Here is an 18,520-nt window from a genome sequence, read left to right on the forward strand (position 1 = left end):
CGATGACCACTCATGAAAAAGTGATTCTAGTAGGAGTTGAGACGGAAAAAAATTATCAGACATTTTCTGCATCAATGGAAGAACTGGCGAATTTAACGGAAACCGCTAATGGAGAAGTGGTGTTTGTTTTAACGCAAAAACGACCACAAGTTGATCGACAAACCGTAATCGGTAAGGGGAAATTGGAAGAATTAATTCAATTAAAAGATGCCTATGAAGCGGATCTTGTGATTTTTAATCATGAGCTCACACCGCGCCAAAATCAACTGTTATCTGAAGCGTTAGCTGTGCGAGTAATTGATCGTGTACAATTAATTTTGGATATCTTTGCTTTGCGTGCGCGCTCCAAAGAAGGAAAGTTACAAGTTGAATTAGCACAATTGGATTATTTATTGCCTCGCTTGGCTGGTCAAGGAAAACAGTTGTCCCGACTTGGAGGAGGTATTGGGACGCGTGGGCCTGGTGAAACGAAATTAGAGTCGGACCGCCGACACATTCGGAATAAAATCTTAGGCATCCGTCGTGAGTTAAAAGAAGTCACTGCTCATCGTGAACGAAGCCGCCAGAAAAGACAAAATTCAGAACTATTTCAAATTGGCTTGATTGGTTATACCAATGCTGGCAAATCAACCATTCTCAACATGGTAACGACAGCAGGAACTTATTCAGAGGATCAATTGTTTGCAACGTTAGATCCTTTAACCAAAAAATGGCAATTGCCTCAAGGCATGGAAGTTACGCTGACCGATACGGTTGGCTTCATTCAAGATTTACCAACACAGCTGATTGAAGCCTTTCAGTCGACATTGGAAGAAAGTCGGACGATGGATTTACTGCTCCATGTGGTGGATGCAAGTGCGCCAGATCGTTTACAACATGAACGCACAGTTCAAACATTGATGAAAGAATTAGCGTTGGAAAATATTCCGTGCTTGACGGTTTATAATAAAAGAGATCAAGTGGACAGTAAAGAATTTGTCCCAACCTTATTTCCCAATGTATTGATCTCAACTAAAATTTCTGAAGATAAAGAACGACTGGTTCAAGCTATCCGTGCCCAAATGATGGAATTACTCGAGCCTTATCAATTAGAAATTAGTCCAACTGACGGACAACTATTAAGTGAACTTCGCAGGATGACACTAATGGTTTCAGAAGAATATGCTGAAAATGAAAATCGGTATATCGTGAAAGGCTTTGCGAAAAAAGAGTCTAAATGGTTGGCTGAATCCGAAAAAGAATAAAAAATGGTAAGTTGATTAGAAATGATTTGTAAAAACAAATCATTTCTATTTTTTTGGTTAACAGGAGAAAATCAGCCGTGAAAAGATGGAAAAGTCCATATTTATCAGGTTTTTTGTTTTATGTTAGAAAATCTAACATAAGTTCTTGACAATTTGTCATTCTATTGTTATTCTAAGAAATAACTAAGAGAGGAGGATGGAGATGAGAGAAAAAGAGTTACGCCGTTCCATGTCAGTTTTTCCAATTGGTACAGTTATGAAACTAACGGATTTGACCGCTCGACAAATTCGCTACTATGAAGAACAGGGATTGATTCATCCAGAACGTAGTGAGGGCAACCGACGCATGTATTCTTTAAATGATATTGATGTTTTGTTAGAAATTAAAGATTATTTATCTGATGGATTGAACATGGCAGGGATTAAGCGTGTGTATGAAATGAAATTAGAGGAACAAAAAAACACCGCCGAGGCGACTCGTCCGTTAACCGATGCAGATGTTCGTCAGATTTTATACGACGAAATCCTTTCGCAAGGAGGACTTACTCAGCAAAATCCGTTCCAATCGAATGTACCAAGGCTTTAACGTTTCAGCAGCCAATAAAAATGAAGGATGGGGATCAGACCGATGACAAGAAAAGCCAAAACGGCAGAAGAGATTAAACATATTGCAGAAGAAGAAAACGTACGTTTTTTACGACTAATGTTTACCGACATTATGGGAACAATTAAAAATGTTGAAGTTCCTGTGAGTCAGCTAGATAAAGTATTAGATAATAAAATGATGTTTGATGGGTCATCCATTGAAGGATTCGTTCGTATCGAAGAAAGTGACATGTATTTATACCCTGATCTATCTACATGGATGATTTTTCCGTGGGAAAGCGACCATGGGAAAGTTGCGCGCTTAATTTGTGATATTTACAATCCTGATGGTACCCCTTTTGCCGGAGATCCCCGCGGTAATTTAAAACGCGCCTTAGCGGATATGAAAGAATTAGGCTTTACTTCTTTTAACTTAGGACCAGAACCAGAATTTTTCCTATTTAAATTAGATGAGAATGGTGAAATTACCACTGACTTGAATGATAAAGGTGGCTATTTTGATTTTGCGCCAACCGATTTAGGTGAAAATTGTCGCCGTGATATTGTTTTAGAGTTAGAAAGTTTAGGCTTTGAAGTGGAAGCTTCGCATCATGAAGTAGCACCTGGTCAACATGAAATTGACTTTAAATATGCTGATGTAGTTGATGCTTGTGACAATATTCAAACGTTTAAGTTAGTTGTGAAAACTATTGCGCGCAAACATGGCTTGCATGCAACATTTATGCCAAAACCTTTGTTTGGAATTAATGGTTCTGGCATGCACTGCAATATGTCATTATTTAATGAAGAAGGTAATGTTTTTTATGACGAGTCAGGAGAGATGGGCTTAAGCCAAACTGCTTATCATTTCTTAGGTGGTTTATTAAAACATGCCCGTGCCTATACTGCGGTATGTAACCCAACAGTGAACTCTTATAAACGCTTGGTACCAGGTTATGAAGCACCTGTTTATGTAGCTTGGAGCGGCAGAAATCGTTCACCACTCATTCGAGTTCCTGAGTCTCGTGGCTTATCGACTCGTTTAGAGTTACGTTCTGTCGATCCTTCAGCGAATCCGTATTTAACAATGGCTGTCTTATTACAAGCAGGTTTGGATGGTATTCGTAATGAACTTACACCACCGCCAGCAGTTGATCGTAACATTTATGTGATGAATGAGGAAGAACGTCAACATGCACAAATTGAAGATTTGCCATCAACCTTACACAATGCCATCAAAGAATTACGTAAAGATCAAGTAATGATTGATGCATTAGGTCGTCATATTTTTGCCAATTTTGTAGAAGCGAAACGAATGGAATGGGCAGCCTTCCGTCAAACCGTTTCTGAATGGGAAAGAGAACAATATTTGGAGTTGTACTAAAAGCCGTTACTTTTAATAATCTTAATGTTTAGAAAGAGGAAGATAAGTCGAAACGCTTATCTTCCTCTTTCGTTCTTTAGTTTGTGAATGAATAGATAATTTCTGTTTCACAAAATAAAGTAATTTTAATTCAGTGAAATAGTTTGTTTATAGGGGATAAAGTGGTTTTTCTCTCAATTTCTCTTTTATTTTTAAGCAAAAAAATTGACAAAATCTTTCATAATTTGTGAAATTCCGCTATAATAAACAAGAATATGCGTGCAACTATTCTATTTTTTAGATATAAAGGATGAGAAAAACATGCGAAAAATGAAAACAATGGACGGGAATGCTGCAGCAGCTTATATTTCCTATGCTTTTACAGAATTAGCAGCCATTTATCCAATAACACCAAGTTCAACAATGGCTGAGCTTATTGATCAGTGGTCGGCCGAAGGTAAGAAAAATATCTTTGGTCAACCTGTGAAAGTAGTCGAAATGCAATCGGAAGCTGGTGCTGCTGGCGTGGTCCATGGCTCTTTAAAAACAGGCGCGCTTACCACGACCTATACGGCTTCACAAGGGTTACTTTTAATGATTCCTAATATGTACAAAATAGCTGGAGAACTATTACCATCTGTTTTTCATGTGGCGAGCCGAGCTTTAACCACGAATGCTTTAAATATTTTTGGTGATCAAGGAGACGTAATGGCCGCGCGCCAAACAGGCTTTGCTATGTTGTCAGAAAGCAGTGTGCAAGAAGTGATGGATTTGGCACCAGTGGCTCACTTGGCTTCGATTGAAGCGAGTGTTCCATTTATGAACTTTTTTGATGGCTTTAGAACAAGTCATGAAATTCAAAAAGTGGCAGTTCTTGACTATGAAGAATTAGCACCCTTAGTAAATCAAGAGAAATTAGCCGAATTCCGTCGTCGGAGCATGAATCCGAATCACCCTTCCGTTAGTGGAATGAACCAAAATCCAGATATTCACTTTCAACAACGAGAAACAATAAATCCTTATTATGAAAAATTACCTGGTATTGTTCAAAAATATATGACAGAAATTAATCGGTTACGGGGAACCAATTATGATTTAGTGACGTATTATGGCGCAGAAGATGCAGAAGAAGTGATTGTTACAATGGGTTCAGTTGCGCAAACAATTGAACAGACGGTTGATTATTTACAAGAACAAGGAAGAAAAGTTGGCTTCCTTAATGTCCATCTTTATCGACCATTTCCAGTTGAAACATTTCTCGAAAAAATACCACAATCAGTTAAAGCAATTGCTGTCTTGGATCGGACGAAAGAGCCCGGTGCTGGTGGCGAACCGTTATTATTGGATGTCCAAAGTGCGATGTATGAAGCGGACATTCGCCCAACAATTATTGGTGGGCGCTATGGTTTAGGTTCTAAAGATGTGCTGCCAAATCAAATTGTTGCGGTTTTTGATGAATTAATGAAAGAACGTTCTGCCATGAAGAAGCGTTTTACAATTGGGATTGATGATGATTTAACTTATACTTCATTAGAAGTTGGCAAACCACTTGATTTGACGAATCCGAAAACCTATCAAGCTAAATTTTGGGGCTTTGGTTCTGATGGGACAGTAGGGGCGAACAAGTCAGCAATTAAGATTATCGGTGATCATACAGACAAGTATGCACAAGGATTTTTCTATTATGATTCAAAAAAATCAGGCGGGTTGACCGTTTCTCATTTACGTTTTGGCGAGACGCCTATTCGTTCAACGTACCTCATTGAACATTCTGATTTTGTGGCTTGTCATACAGCCGCTTATTTGCATACTTATGATTTAGTAAAAGGGTTAAAAAAAGGCGGTACTTTCCTCTTAAATACCATTTGGAATGATGAACAACTAGCACGATTTTTACCCAATCAATTAAAACGGTATCTAGCTGAAAATGAGATTCAGTTTTATACAATCAATGCAGTGAAATTAGCTAGTGAAGTCGGACTAGGCGGGCGAATTAATACCGCGATGGAAACAGCTTTCTTCAAATTAGCGGAAATTATGCCTTTTGAGCAAGTGTTGCCAATTTTAAAAGAAGAAGCACTGAAAAGTTATGGTCATAAGTCCATGAAAGTTGTCGAAAAAAATATTCAAGCAATCGATAAGACCGTTGAATTGTTGCATCAGGTACCTGTTCCAGCAGAGTGGAGAACGCTTGAAGTTCAACCGCGAAAACGTTCAGAAAATGTTAGTGATTTTGTTCATGAAATTGTTGAACCGATTAATCGTCAAGAAGGGAATGCGTTATCTGTTGCGACACTAGCGAAAAATGGGATGACAGATGGGCGGATGCCTTTGGGAACTGCGGCAGTTGAAAAACGTGGAGTTGCATTAGAAGTACCTGAGTGGATTAGCGATCGATGTACTATGTGTAATGAGTGTGCCTTTGTATGTCCTCATGCGGCGATACGACCATTCTTAGCAGATGAAGAAGAAATGACTGAAGCGCCAGAAGGATTCATTGTGCGTGATCTACGTGGTGCCGACGGCTTGAAGTATCGTATCCAAGTCTCAGTCAAAGATTGTACTGGCTGTGGTCTTTGTGTTGAAGCCTGTCCAGCTAAAGGGAAAGCTTTAGTAATGAAACCTTATGAAGAAGAAAAAGAGCAGGCTATGAACTGGGCGTTTGCTATGACGTTACGTCAAAAGGAAAACCCAGCAAAACCGAATACTGTTTTAGGTTCGCAATTTAATAAACCTTTATTAGAGTTTTCTGGTGCTTGTTCTGGTTGCGGCGAAACGCCTTATGTTAAATTATTGACGCAAATGTTTGGTGACCGAATGCTGATTGCTAATGCCACAGGTTGCTCATCGATTTGGGGTGCTGCAGCGGGTGTGACACCTTACACTACGAATGAACAAGGACAAGGTCCAGCTTGGTCAAATTCTCTTTTAGAGGATAATGCCGAGTTTGGTTACGGCATGTTGTTAGCAACGCAAGCGCGTCGCGAACGTTTAGCTAGTAAAATGACCAAAGCTTTTTCTGTAGCCAGTGATTCTTTACGTTTATTGATGGAAGATTGGATAGCACATCTGTCCGAAAGTGAAGGTACGCAACAACGTGCAGCTAAATTACGTGCAGCTTTGCTTGAAGAAAAAACGAATCAACCTTTATTGGAAGCAATTTATGACGATCAAGATCTTTTTGTTAAACCAAGTCAGTGGATGATTGGTGGAGACGGCTGGGCTTACGATATTGGCTACGGCGGGATTGACCACGTGTTAGCTAGTGGCGCGGATGTAAATATGTTAGTTCTAGATAATGAAGTCTATTCCAATACAGGTGGCCAAACTTCCAAAGCTACTCCTGCATCAGCGATTGCGAAATTTGCTGCCAGTGGGAAATATGCCTCTAAAAAAGATTTAGGGATGATGGCAATGACTTATGAAAATGTCTATGTCGCTCAAATTGCCTCAGGTGCAAACCAAATGCAGACGATTAAAGCTTTTGAAGAAGCAGAAAAATTCCCTGGACCATCGATTATTATTGCTTATACACCATGTATTACACATGGTTTAGCAGGTGGGATGAGTCAAACGTTGAAAGAAGCGAAAGACGCGGTTCATTCAGGTTACTGGTCTTTATATCGCTATAATCCATTATTGCGAGAAAAAGGCAAAGAACCAATGATATTGGATTTCAAAAAACCAGATTTTTCATTAATGAAAGAGTTTATGCGCCAACAAGTTCGCTTTGCGTCCTTAGAATCCAGTCAACCAGATACAGCGGAATTGTTATTTAATAAAACAATTAATGATGCTAAGAGACGGTTCTATAATTATGCTCGTTTAGCTGGTCAAGAAGAAAAAATTCGAGCAAAACTTGAAAAACAAAGTGAACCAGAAATAAATACGCCAGAGAACGAGAAGCCACGAGTGAAAAAAGAACGCGTAGTTGATCCGGAAGCGGAAGCAAGAAGGGCTGCCCGCCGCGCAGAACGAGCAGCCAAGAGAAAACAACGTGAGCAAGATTAAATAGAAGTCAAAAAAACGTGTCTGAGCTTTTTGCTTAGACACGTTTTTTAGTTAGAAATGCGATTTTTTGATGAAAAATTTCAAGTTATTTGAAAAAGTTCCTAAATTTTTTTGATGTTTCCGCTTGCGTTCTGTGATGAAAGAAAATAATGTGGTATACTTGTTAGGAAATCTTGAGAGAGAAGTGAGGGGTATGATGTCGTTTCAATTGAATCAATTATTAGATTTGAATTATTGGCAGCAAGTCATCTCAACGGATTTCTTATCTAAGGATTTTGTTATCAATATCATAGATATCCTAGTCGTATGGTACCTCGTTTACAAATTAATCATGCTTGTTCGTGGAACAAAAGCAGTCCAACTATTAAAAGGTGTCGCTGTTTTTATCATTATCCGCATTCTAAGTGAGATAATTGGTCTACATACATTATCTTGGTTAATGAATCAAGTCATCATGTATGGTGTAATCGCCGCGGTTGTTATTTTTCAACCAGAAGTGCGAAGAGGGCTGGAACATCTAGGGAGAAGTTCGTTTTTCCGCCCGAATAAAGGTGCGCAACAAGAAGATGAGCGTATTATTCAGGCCTTTGACAAAGCCATTCAGTACATGTCAAAACGGAAAATTGGTGCTTTGATAACCATTGAACGCAATACTGGTTTAGATGAATACATTGAGACAGGTATTGATTTGGATGCTGATATTACTGGTGAATTACTGATTAATATTTTCATTCCAAATACACCACTACATGATGGTGCGGTGATTATCAAAAATGAAAAAATTGCTGTTGCTAGTGCGTATTTACCGCTATCAGAAAGCAATTTAATTCCAAAAGAATTTGGAACGCGCCATAGAGCCGCAGTCGGTATCAGTGAAGTCAGTGACGCCATTACGATTGTTGTTTCTGAAGAAACTGGTGACGTTAGTTTGACGTTGAACAATGAATTAATTCCTGGACTAACGCAAGAAGAGTATTTAACAATTTTGCGTAAGGAGTTAATTTCGGAATCATCGGAAGATAAAAAAAGTGCTTTGCAGCATTTTATCGATGATGTAACAAAGGGGGTTAAACGCAAATGAGAAAAGCCTCCCAAAAAAGCTGGTTTAATGGTTTGCTTTCATTGCTGTTTGCATTGTTGTTATTTTTTAATGCCAATGCAACAGGCAATAATCCCTCCAATTCAGGTTCAAGCCAAACGTATAGTGAAACACTGAATAATATTCCTGTCCAAGTCCAATACGATAAAGACAAATATTATGTCTCTGGATTTGAAGAGAGTGTAAATGTTCATTTACGTAGTGCGAACCGCATTCAATTAAACATGGAATCAAATGCTGACACACGAAATTTCCAAGTGGTCGCAGACTTAACCAAATTGCCATTAGGGACTTCGGAAGTACCCTTGACAGTGCGGGGACTAAGTTCAGCTGTTACAGCTGAAATTGAACCGAAAACAGTGACTGTAACGATTGAAAAGAGAGTAACAAAAAAATTCGATGTAGAAGCACAACTTTCTGATAACATTGAAAAAGAAGGCTACAAAGTAAAAAATATTTCTGTAGATCCAAAAACCGTAGAAGTAACAACTGGAGAAGAAACAGCGAAAGCAATTGACAAAGTGATTGCGCCAGTCTCAAGTGCCAAACAAACAATTGATACGATTAAACAAACGGTAAATGTCCAAGCGCTAGATGCCAAAGGTCAAGTCCTAAGTATCGAAAATCCAGCACCACAAGTCAAAGTAACAGTAGGCTTAACTGCGCCAACAAAAGATGTACCACTGAATGTTAGTATGACAGGTACGCCACCAGCTGGGATCGCTCATTACAATTATAGTTTATCAACGTACCAAGTTAGGGTCAGTGGTCCGCAATCAATTTTAGATACGCTAGAATCAATTGAGGTACCGGTAGACATTTCTGATATTCGCAAAGAAACAAAACAATCAGTGACTATTCCCGTTGATGGAGAATACGTAGTTACACCAGATGAGGTTGACGTTTCTTTGAGCCCCGTGTACAATCAACAACAGTCATCAAATACAAATGAAACTTCAGGGGAACCTGCAAGTTCAACAACGGTTGGCTCAGGTAGCCAAGCAGTACAACCAAGTACATCCAGTCAAGTAGAATCAAATACTTCTGAAACAACAAGTGAGGGATCAACAGTAGAAAGTACAACTGCTGGTTCAACTGAAAATACAGAGAATCAAGTGACTAAGGAGAATCAAAATGGGTAAATATTTTGGAACAGATGGTGTAAGAGGAATTGCAAATAAGGAGTTAACACCTGAATTAGCTTTTAAATTAGGACGTTACGGTGGTTATGTGTTGAGTCAACATGAAGATAGTTCAAGAAAACCTCGTGTTCTCGTAGGCCGCGATACACGTATTTCAGGTGAGATGTTGGAACAAGCATTGATTGCTGGATTATTATCAGTCGGAATTGAAGTTTTCCAATTAGGGGTGATTTCAACACCTGGTGTAGCATATCTTACTCGTTTACAAAAAGCATCCGCTGGCGTAATGATTTCAGCTTCACATAATCCTGCGGAAGACAATGGGATTAAGTTTTTTGGGGCAGATGGCTTCAAATTAGTAGACGATCAGGAAGCAGAAATTGAAGCATTGTTAGACGCAGAAGAAGACACCTTACCAAGACCTTCTGCAGAAGGCTTAGGCTCGTTAGATGAATTTCCAGAAGGCTTACTAAAATATTCGCAATTTTTAGTTCAAAGTATTCCTGGCGATTTAGCGGATATGACTGTTTGTTTAGATGCTGCCAACGGAGCAACCGCAACAGCAGTCAATCGTGTCTTCGCAGATTTAGAGACAGATTTCTATACAATGGGAACAAGTCCTAATGGCTTGAATATCAATGATGGTGTGGGTTCCACTCATCCTGAAGCTTTAGCAGAAATGGTTGTTGAAAAAGGCGCCGATGCTGGTTTGGCTTTCGATGGAGACGGCGATAGAATTATTGCAGTCGATGAATTAGGACGAATTATCGATGGTGATAAAATCATGTATATTTGTGCCAAATATTTAGCTGAGAAAAAACGTTTGAAAAAAGATACAATCGTTACAACAGTGATGAGTAATCTAGGTTTCCATAAAGCTGTAGAAGAAATTGGCTTAAAAGATGTGGTAACGCAAGTGGGTGATCGCTATGTTGTAGAAGAAATGCGTAAAAATGATTACAATTTTGGTGGCGAACAATCTGGTCACATGATCTTTTTAGATTACAACACAACAGGTGATGGTATGCTTTCAGGGATTCAATTGTTGAATGTTATGAAGCAAACGGGCAAAAAATTATCTGAATTAGCGGATGAAGTGACGATTTATCCACAAAAATTAGTCAATATTCGTGTCACAGATAAAAATGGTGCAATGGAAGTTCCGGCAATCAAAGCAGTTGTCGAACAAGCAGAAGCAGAAATGAATGGCGAAGGTCGTATTTTAGTTCGTCCTTCTGGAACAGAACCATTGTTACGTGTGATGGCCGAAGCGCCAACACAAGAAAAAGTTGATTATTACGTTGATAAAATTGCCGAAGTAGTACGTGCAGAAATCGGCGTTGAATAAGAACCAATTAGAAACCAGACACTTAATGCTAGCTTGCGTTAAGTGTCTGGTTTCTTTGTTGGAAATCAAAAAAAGAAAATAGCTAATAAGCTCCGTCTATCATTGACATAGAGCGGTTAAAAGGGTACTATTTTAGAAGTAAGATGCACCGCGTATCTTCTTTTTTTATTCGATAAAATCAAGAAGGGAGCGGCTGTAAATCAATGGAGTTATAGAATGGAGGAGCGAAATGAAAGAAAAAATGTCTGTCAAGACAATTGTAGCAATTGGAATTGGCTCTGCAGTTTTTGTTATTTTAGGTCGATTCGTTGTAATTCCAACTGGGATTCCTAATACGAACTTAGAAACGTCGTATCCATTTCTTGCTTTAATGTCAGTTGTTTTTGGACCAGTAGCTGGAGGGCTAATTGGTTTGATTGGTCACACATTAAAAGATTTTACCACGTATGGTAGCGCTTGGTGGAGCTGGATTATTTGTTCAGGAATTATTGGTATTATTTTTGGCTTCGCTGGTCGTAAAATGGATCTTCAACATGGTGAATTTACAACAAATGACATGGTGCGTTTCAATATTTTCCAAGCCTTTGGCAATATCGTCGTTTGGGGCTTAATCGCGCCTAGTTTGGATATTTTGATTTATAGTGAACCCGCAAGTAAAGTATTTACACAAGGCGTATTCGCGACTGTTTCAAATATTGTCGCTGTGGGGATTATTGGAACATTGTTGATGAAAGCTTATGCATCAACAAGAACAAAGAAAGGCAGTTTATCAAAAGATTAAGAAACTGTCGAAATAATTTAAATGGTTAAGGGTCTGCCCTAGTAATTACTTTGCTAATGCTCAGACCCTTTCTTTTATGGAGAAACTGAGGTGAGGCCGAATGAAAAAACCAATCATTACTTTTAATAATTTTTCCTTTCAATATCATAGCCAATCTGAACCAACATTAAAGGGGATTCAATTAACCATCTATGAAGGAGAAAAGGTTTTAATCGTTGGGCCTAGTGGTAGTGGTAAATCAACATTGGCGCAATGTATCAATGGGTTAATTCCCAATATTTATGAAGGTGAAATTCAAGGAACAGCTACGGTTGCTGGTAAAAATATCCAAGAAACAATTCTATTTGATTTGTCTTTTGATGTAGGAACTGTTTTGCAAGATACCGATGGGCAGTTTATCGGCTTAACGGTTGCTGAGGATATTGCTTTTGCTTTAGAAAACGATGCAGTTGAACAAGCAGAAATGAAAAAAGCGGTCCACAAATGGTCCGAGATTGTTGAGCTGAATCAGTTATTGCAACACCGTCCACAAGATTTGTCAGGTGGTCAAAAACAACGTGTATCTATGGCGGGCGTTCTAATTAACCAATCAAAAATTTTACTTTTTGATGAACCTTTGGCTAATCTTGACCCTCGAGCGGGACAAGAAACAATGACTTTGATTGACACCATTCAACAAGAAACAAAAGCGACTGTTTTAATAATAGAACATCGCTTAGAGGACGTTCTTTGCGAATCAGTTGATCGAATTATTGTCATGAATGAGGGCGCAATTATTTCTGACACAACACCAGATGAATTGTTACGTCAAGATACGTTGACCCAACAAGGGATTCGTGAACCTTTGTACGTTACAGCCATGAAATATGCTGGGATTGATTTAACACAAGTTAGTCATTTAGACAAATTAGCCGAAGTATCAGGCGAAACGGTTTTGCCTAAAATGACACAGTGGTCTGTCCAACCTAGTTCAGTTAGTGCAGTCAAAGGAGCTGAACTATTACGTTTGGAACAAGTGTCCTATCAATATGATCGTCACGGTGAAAAAGTGTTAGATGACTTCTCAGTAACTATTCATCATGGAGAAATGATCAGCATTGTAGGAAAAAATGGTGCCGGGAAGTCTACACTTTCTAAAATAATTTGCGGGTTCATCACGCCTCAATCGGGTAAGATTTTATGGGAAGGACAGGATTTTTCCAATTATTCAATCAAAGAACGTGCAGATAAAATTGGTTATGTGATGCAAAACCCGAATCAAATGATTTCTAAAAAAATGATTTTTGAAGAAGTAGCTTTAGGATTAGTTTTACGAGATGTGCCACAAGCAGAAATTGAGGAACGTGTGACGAATATTTTACATATTTGTGGGCTGTATCCCTTCCGGAACTGGCCGATTTCTGCGTTGAGTTTTGGGCAGAAAAAACGGGTAACTATTGCATCGATCTTAGTTTTAGAACCTGAATTATTAATTTTAGATGAACCAACAGCTGGGCAAGATTTTAAACATTATACAGAAATGATGACATTTTTAGAAGAATTGAACCGCTTAGGTGTAACTATTTTAATGATCACTCACGATATGCACTTAATGTTGGAATATACAACACGTGCGTTAGTAGTTTGTGATGGACGTTTACTAGCAGATGCGACTCCAGTTGCTGTTTTAACAGATGAAAAATTAATTCAAGCAGCTTCTTTAAAAGAAACGAGCTTGTTTACCTTTGCTAAAGCGTTAGGCTTGGAAAATCCCTTGCTATTTACGGAAAAATTTGTTGCTTACGATCGTGAGGTGCGTTTTGGATGAGTGAACGACAAATGTTAGGCTATCATCCTGATTCAACCTGGATTCATCGCTTAAACGGCACAAGCAAATTAGTCTTTTTAATCGTTGTCTCTGTGGCTTGTATGACCACGTATGATACTCGTTATCTGTTAGGAATGTCTGTGGTTTCGCTTGTTTTGTTAAAATTATCAAATATTAAATGGCATCAAATATCTTTTGTTATTAAATTTATTGCTATTTTTTCTTTGTTAAATATCTTAACGGTTTACCTTTTTGCGCCTGAATATGGGGTTGATTTATATCAATCACGTACCGTGATTTGGGAAGGAATCGGACGGTTTACTTTGACACAAGAAGAATTATTTTATGAATTTAATTTAGTTTTAAAATATTTCTGTACGATTCCGTTGGCATTAATCTTTTTATTAACAACAAATCCTAGTGAATTTGCCTCCAGCTTGAATCGAATTGGTGTGAGTTATCGGATTAGTTATGCAGTAGCGCTGGCTATTCGTTATATTCCCGATATCCAAGAAGATTTTTTTAATATTTCTTTAGCACAACAAGCGCGAGGTTATGAGATGTCTAAAAAGGGACGGCTAGGCCAACGAATCAAAGGCGTAGCACAAATCGTTTTACCCTTAATCCTATCTAGTTTAGATCGAATTGAAACTGTGAGTACCGCTATGGAATTAAGGCGTTTTGGTCAAAAGAAAAATCGAACGTGGTATGCGCAACAACCTTTTCATCTGCGTGATTTTTCGGTAATGTTACTTGCCTTATGCTTATTAGGAATCAGTTTCTGGTTGTTCCATGTGAATGGTGGACGCTTCTATAATCCATTCCAATAAATAACAAATTGATAAGATTCTATAAATGGAGCGGATATTTTTTTATTATTAAGAATCTAGTACTTTCTCTTACTATGAGTGTACTAGATTCTTTTTTTACAACTTTAAAGAACTAGACCAATTTTCAGTTTTTAGATTTTTGTTGACAAGCACCTACTTTTAATTGTATGATTGTTTATGTTTCTACGGAATATATTTACAAAGGAGGTATATAGACCAATATCGGATAGCGCCAGACCTGAACGTTCAGGTGACGAGGAGAGAGCTTATCGAAGATTCGGCGGGTAGCTCTAGGGACTGCACTCTACAGATAACAAAGAAAAACTAATTGTGAAGTTAGAACAAAGCGGTTATCACGCAGGTAGAAACATATAATGGGATTTGCTAGTTAAACAGGACCTAGTAAATACAGAATTTCAATTGGAAAGTAGGAATTAGCATTATGTGTGGAATTGTCGGAATGATTGGAAAAGAAAATGTCACGGAAAGTTTGATTCAAGGATTAACAAAATTGGAATATAGAGGTTATGATTCTGCTGGGATTTGTGTGAATGATCAAAGCCAACAGCCCCATGTAGTTAAGGCAGTTGTGGGCATTGCCGATTTAGCAGCAAAATTAACGCCAGAAATCGATGGAACAGTTGGTATTGGTCATACTCGTTGGGCCACTCATGGCGAACCAACTGTCGCCAATGCACATCCCCATGTTTCAAGCGATCAACGCTTTGCATTAGTGCATAATGGTGTCATTGAAAACTTTGAAGAATTAAAAGAACAATTTTTAAGTGGTGCTCACTTAATTGGTGATACAGATACTGAAATCGTCGTTCAATTAATTGCTCATTTTGCTGAAAATGGTTTTTCAACAAAAGATGCTTTTAAAGCGGCTTTAGCCGAAATTAAAGGTTCATACGCTTTTGCATTAATGGATAAAATGGACCCCAATACTATCTACGTAGCGAAAAATAAAAGCCCGTTACTTATCGGTCTAGGTGAAGGCTTTAATGTTATTTGTAGTGACGCGATGGCGATGATTAAAGAAACCAATCAATTTGTTGAGATTGTTGATGGTGAAATTGTAACTGTTACAGCGGACAAAGTAGTAATCGAAACGCCAGAAGGACAAGTAATCAACCGAGAACCTTTTGAAGCGCAATTAGATTTAAATGACATTGAAAAAGGAACATATCCGTTTTATATGCTCAAAGAAATTGATGAACAACCTGCAGTGATGCGCAAAATTGTTCAAGCGTATACTCAAGGTGAAAAAATGACTTTAGATGAGGCGTTACTTGAAAAAATTAATCAATGTGACCGAATTTACATTATTGCTTGTGGGACAAGTTATAATGCAGGTTGGGTCGGAAAATCTTTAATTGAAACGATTGCCAGTATTCCTGTGGAAGTTCATTTATCAAGCGAATTTGGCTACAACATGCCTATTTTATCTGAAAAACCGTTCTTCATTTTCTTAAGTCAAAGTGGTGAAACGGCAGATAGCCGCCAAGTACTGGTACAGGTTAATGAATTAGGGCATCCATCACTTACATTAACAAATGTTGCTGGCTCAACATTATCACGTGAAGCGGACGATACCTTGTTATTACACGCAGGACCAGAAATTGCTGTCGCTTCCACCAAAGCTTATACTGCTCAAATCGCTGTCTTAGCTATTTTAGCAAAAGCAATTGGCGAAGAACGTCAAACATTAGCAGCCGTCTCATTTGATGTGGCTCACGAATTGAGCGTGGTAGCGGCTGTCATGGAAACCTTGATTGATGAAAAACAACAAATGAAAGCCTTAGTGGAAGATTATCTGACGTATACTCGAAATGCCTTCTATATCGGGCGAGGAGTCGACTATTATGTGTCGATGGAAGCGGCCTTGAAGTTGAAAGAAATTTCCTACATTCAAGCAGAAGGCTTTGCGGCAGGTGAATTGAAGCATGGAACGATTGCCTTAATTGAAGAAGGAACACCTGTGATTGGGATTGTGACAGATGCCAAAGTCGCAGCCCATACAAGAGGCAATTTAAAGGAAGTCGAAAGTCGTGGAGCAAGAAATATTGTGATTGCCTTGGAATCCTTGGCAAAACCACAGGATCAACTGATTATTCCAGATGTTCATCCGTTACTTTCTGCCTTAGTTAGCATTGTTCCAGGTCAATTATTAGCGTACTATGCAACCTTACAAAGAGGCTACGATGTTGATAAACCAAGGAACTTAGCCAAAAGTGTAACTGTTGAGTAAATCAAGAACCTGAGAGAAAGATGTTCAACGGGTTTTCATGAGTTTTAATATCTGAGACAAAAATCACTTTAGATTTTTGTCTCAGATATTTTTTATAAAAGAAAGATATTTAGTCAAAAATGAAAGATTCCAAAGAAATTCTTTTTTTCCGTTGAAAACTGTTTGCATTTTAGCAAAATTAGATATAATTAATAAGAACCGAAAAATAAGAATTAGCCAGTTAGGTAACTTTGTTTGAAAGAAAGCAAAAAGTAGGTTAAGCTGAAAAGTGCTAATTTATTTAACAAAAAAAGATTGTGAGTTGTTTGATATGGATCAGTTTAGTACATTAACTGAACAAGAATTTACTACCTTTGCAATGACACATCCTGCAGGTAACTTTTTAGAAACACCCGAAATGAAACATTTATTGGAACGACGTGGCTGGCATTGTGAATACGTTGGCGTCAAACGAGAAGGCCAACTAATTGCTGCGTGTATCCTAAGCAAGAAAAAAGTCAAAATTGGTTATGCTTTCGACATTGACGGCGGAATTTTGATGGATTATACAGATAAAAAATGTGTAGAAGCCTTTTTCACAGGCTTAAAAAAATATGTGAAAAAAAATGATGGCCTTTATTTAACCTTTACTCCCAATAAACAAATTTGTTTACGTGATTTTAATGGCGGTGAAGTTGAAAAGGTCAATCAAGAAACATTTGACTATTTCACATCAATTGGTTTTGAACACCAAGGGTTTGATGTGCACAATTTTGATGGCGCGCCACGTTGGCTGTTTGTCAAAGATATGGCTGGATTAACAGAAGAAGAGCTCTGGAAATCTTATGGAAAAGATGCTAAATATGACATCAAGAAAACATGGGAATATGGAGTAACAACCCGAGAACTTCGTTACGAAGAGCTACCTCTCTTTAAGAAATTAACGGAAGAAACAAGTGCACGACGTAATTTTGAAGATAAGGATTTAGCTTATTACCAAGCTGTTTATGAAGAGTTTGGCGAACGAGCGAAATTTATGGTGGCGGAACTAAACTTTGCTACTTATTTAGAAAATCTTCATGAGAAATTACGCAAATTACAAGAGACGCTCAACGAAGTCAATGAAGCGTTAATTGCCAATCCTAAAAGCCGTAAAAAAAATAACCAGAAACGTGAATTTGAAGATGAAGTTCGTACCGTGCGCAAACGGATTGACGAAGCTAAAGAAATGAAAACATCAGATGAACCTGAAATTTTAGCGGGCGCCTTATTCATTGTTCATCCACAAGAAGTTGTTTACTTGTTTAGTGGTACGTATGAAAAATATAAACAATACTATGCACCGTATTTAATTCAACATAAAATGTTAACTTACACAGTAGAAAATAACATTCCCAAATATAATTTTTATGGCGTTGACGGTGTCTTTGATGGAAGTGATGGGGTTCTTAAATTCAAACAATCCTTTGGCGGTCATGTCGAAGAATTAATGGGCAATTTCCAATGGAAAGCCAAACCAATGAAATATGCCTTATACCACGCATTAAAAACAATTAAAGAAAAAGTCTAAAATTAAAACCTAATCCTTAAAAAGGAATGGACAAAGTGAGGCGTTTAAATGGAAAATCAAGTCGAGGTTATGACGTATGCACAGTTAAAAGAAATTATGCAGGAGTTAGAAGCAAACGAAGCGATTACAGAAGATACAAAAGTCTTTATTGATACAGGCTGGGATAGCGTGCAAGAAGTAGCCCCAGATGCGGTCAGTATTGAAAAAGTTGCTAAATTTACAGTAGCAGATGTTTTAACAAACGAAAGTTTTGCTGGGTATAGTTTAGAAGAAAAGGCGGAGAAGATGAACGCTGAGGGCGACCTAGAAACGGCAATTATTATTCGTAATCTTTACTAAAAAAGTCCGTTTGAATAGTTAAAATCGAGGTCGGGACAGAACCGTTTAGCTCCGAGCAACGCGTAGTGTTGGTTCTGTTCCCGCCGGTTATCAGGTTTTGAGCCTGGAGCAAAAATCCAAAGTGATTTTTGTCCCAGGCTCATCTGCTTTAAATAAGAAATAAAGGAGGTT

Annotated in this window: 13 protein-coding genes; all 13 read left to right on the forward strand. The window is 38.2% G+C overall.

All coding sequences use genetic code 11. The annotated features are described in order from the left end of the window. Nucleotides 1–2 precede the first annotated feature (2 nt). The 13 genes from hflX (at nt 3) to IGI97_RS05515 (ending at nt 18,349) form a co-directional block, all read left to right on the forward strand. Complete coding sequence (hflX, locus tag IGI97_RS05455; RefSeq protein WP_438738143.1) at nt 3–1,244, forward strand: GTPase HflX; 1,242 nt, start codon at nt 3–5, stop codon at nt 1,242–1,244. Nucleotides 1,245–1,446: 202 nt separating this feature from the next. Beyond that, the gene (locus tag IGI97_RS05460; RefSeq protein WP_002388239.1) at nt 1,447–1,830 is read left to right on the forward strand and encodes a MerR family transcriptional regulator; all 384 of its coding nucleotides are present in this window, start codon (nt 1,447–1,449) and stop codon (nt 1,828–1,830) included. Nucleotides 1,831–1,872: 42 nt separating this feature from the next. Continuing rightward, nucleotides 1,873–3,213, forward strand: coding sequence for a type I glutamate--ammonia ligase (glnA, locus tag IGI97_RS05465; protein ID WP_002356929.1), 1,341 nt, complete (start codon nt 1,873–1,875; stop codon nt 3,211–3,213). A gap of 258 nt (nt 3,214–3,471) precedes the next feature. Further along, nucleotides 3,472–7,203 (forward strand): pyruvate:ferredoxin (flavodoxin) oxidoreductase, encoded by a 3,732-nt coding sequence (nifJ, locus tag IGI97_RS05470; RefSeq protein ID WP_438738145.1) that lies wholly within the window; start codon nt 3,472–3,474, stop codon nt 7,201–7,203. 196 nt (nt 7,204–7,399) lie between these two features. Next, nucleotides 7,400–8,284, forward strand: a complete 885-nt coding sequence (gene cdaA / locus IGI97_RS05475) for a diadenylate cyclase CdaA (RefSeq protein ID WP_002389035.1) — start codon at nt 7,400–7,402, stop codon at nt 8,282–8,284. Next, nucleotides 8,281–9,444: a CdaR family protein gene (locus IGI97_RS05480; protein ID WP_002377002.1), complete on the forward strand. Its 1,164-nt coding sequence runs from the start codon at nt 8,281–8,283 to the stop codon at nt 9,442–9,444. The genes cdaA and IGI97_RS05480 overlap by 4 nt, the downstream gene beginning before the upstream one ends. Continuing rightward, nucleotides 9,437–10,792 (forward strand): phosphoglucosamine mutase, encoded by a 1,356-nt coding sequence (gene glmM / locus IGI97_RS05485; protein WP_002356936.1) that lies wholly within the window; start codon nt 9,437–9,439, stop codon nt 10,790–10,792. Before IGI97_RS05480 ends, glmM begins: the two co-directional genes overlap by 8 nt. A 229-nt stretch (nt 10,793–11,021) precedes the next feature. Then, complete coding sequence (locus tag IGI97_RS05490) at nt 11,022–11,573, forward strand: ECF-type riboflavin transporter substrate-binding protein (RefSeq protein WP_002356937.1); 552 nt, start codon at nt 11,022–11,024, stop codon at nt 11,571–11,573. A gap of 100 nt (nt 11,574–11,673) precedes the next feature. Next, nucleotides 11,674–13,380: an ABC transporter ATP-binding protein gene (locus IGI97_RS05495; RefSeq protein ID WP_438738147.1), complete on the forward strand. Its 1,707-nt coding sequence runs from the start codon at nt 11,674–11,676 to the stop codon at nt 13,378–13,380. Then, entirely contained in the window at nt 13,377–14,210 is an 834-nt protein-coding gene (locus tag IGI97_RS05500) for an energy-coupling factor transporter transmembrane component T family protein (protein WP_002359933.1), read from the forward strand. The genes IGI97_RS05495 and IGI97_RS05500 overlap by 4 nt, the downstream gene beginning before the upstream one ends. Nucleotides 14,211–14,652: 442 nt before the next feature. Beyond that, nucleotides 14,653–16,461, forward strand: a complete 1,809-nt coding sequence (gene glmS, locus IGI97_RS05505) for a glutamine--fructose-6-phosphate transaminase (isomerizing) (RefSeq protein ID WP_438738150.1) — start codon at nt 14,653–14,655, stop codon at nt 16,459–16,461. A 310-nt stretch (nt 16,462–16,771) separates the two neighbouring features. Continuing rightward, nucleotides 16,772–18,010 (forward strand): aminoacyltransferase, encoded by a 1,239-nt coding sequence (locus IGI97_RS05510; RefSeq protein WP_002362084.1) that lies wholly within the window; start codon nt 16,772–16,774, stop codon nt 18,008–18,010. A gap of 48 nt (nt 18,011–18,058) precedes the next feature. Next, nucleotides 18,059–18,349, forward strand: coding sequence for a hypothetical protein (locus IGI97_RS05515; protein ID WP_368023178.1), 291 nt, complete (start codon nt 18,059–18,061; stop codon nt 18,347–18,349). Nucleotides 18,350–18,520 lie beyond the last annotated feature (171 nt).

This window comes from Enterococcus sp. DIV2419, assembly GCF_051711865.1.
Taxonomy (GTDB): Bacteria; Bacillota; Bacilli; order Lactobacillales; family Enterococcaceae; genus Enterococcus; species Enterococcus faecalis.

Bases quoted from the DNA above. Each gene is read 5' to 3' on its own strand.
- glmS (WP_438738150.1), top strand. From the start codon at position 14,653: ATGTGTGGAATTGTCGGAATGATTGGAAAAGAAAATGTCACGGAAAGT.
- IGI97_RS05495 (WP_438738147.1), top strand. From the start codon at position 11,674: ATGAAAAAACCAATCATTACTTTTAATAATTTTTCCTTTCAATATCAT.
- cdaA (WP_002389035.1), top strand. From the start codon at position 7,400: ATGTCGTTTCAATTGAATCAATTATTAGATTTGAATTATTGGCAGCAA.
- IGI97_RS05500 (WP_002359933.1), top strand. From the start codon at position 13,377: ATGAGTGAACGACAAATGTTAGGCTATCATCCTGATTCAACCTGGATT.
- IGI97_RS05515 (WP_368023178.1), top strand. From the start codon at position 18,059: ATGGAAAATCAAGTCGAGGTTATGACGTATGCACAGTTAAAAGAAATT.
- IGI97_RS05460 (WP_002388239.1), top strand. From the start codon at position 1,447: ATGAGAGAAAAAGAGTTACGCCGTTCCATGTCAGTTTTTCCAATTGGT.
- IGI97_RS05490 (WP_002356937.1), top strand. From the start codon at position 11,022: ATGAAAGAAAAAATGTCTGTCAAGACAATTGTAGCAATTGGAATTGGC.
- glmM (WP_002356936.1), top strand. From the start codon at position 9,437: ATGGGTAAATATTTTGGAACAGATGGTGTAAGAGGAATTGCAAATAAG.
- glnA (WP_002356929.1), top strand. From the start codon at position 1,873: ATGACAAGAAAAGCCAAAACGGCAGAAGAGATTAAACATATTGCAGAA.
- hflX (WP_438738143.1), top strand. From the start codon at position 3: ATGACCACTCATGAAAAAGTGATTCTAGTAGGAGTTGAGACGGAAAAA.
- IGI97_RS05510 (WP_002362084.1), top strand. From the start codon at position 16,772: ATGGATCAGTTTAGTACATTAACTGAACAAGAATTTACTACCTTTGCA.
- IGI97_RS05480 (WP_002377002.1), top strand. From the start codon at position 8,281: ATGAGAAAAGCCTCCCAAAAAAGCTGGTTTAATGGTTTGCTTTCATTG.